A 318-nucleotide genomic window follows, 5' to 3' on the forward strand; every position below is an offset into this window, starting at 1 on the left:
GACAATAGAATCCCCACCGATGCGGAAGAAGTTATCTTCTATCCCCACTCGCTCAAGACCCAGTACCGCTTGCCATGTCTCACACAGCTGCACCTCCAACTCTGTACGCGGCTCCACATAACCAAGGTCATCCACCCACTCCGGCTCGGGCAACGCCTGACGGTCTAACTTGCCATTTATTGTCAGCGGCAACGACGCCAGCACCACAAAGGTTGCGGGCACCATGTACTCCGGCAACGTCTCATGGAGCGCGCAACGCAGCGCGTCAACCTGCCCTCTCTCCTCCAGGCTCTGCCCGTCACGCATCACCACATACGC

At 58.5% G+C, this 318-nt stretch carries 2 protein-coding genes; one reads left to right on the top strand and one right to left on the bottom strand.

The features are described from left to right. Positions 1 to 135: phosphopantetheine-binding protein (locus tag ACM2FC_RS23650; protein ID WP_498483478.1), on the bottom strand; the 135-nt coding region annotated here is incomplete at its 3' end. Here ACM2FC_RS23650 and ACM2FC_RS23655 point away from each other — a divergent pair. Then, positions 75 to 318 (top strand): hypothetical protein (locus ACM2FC_RS23655; protein WP_498483479.1); only part of this gene is annotated, 244 nt, incomplete at its 3' end. The genes ACM2FC_RS23650 and ACM2FC_RS23655 overlap by 61 nt on opposite strands.

Source organism: Vibrio sp. A37, from assembly GCF_059777565.1.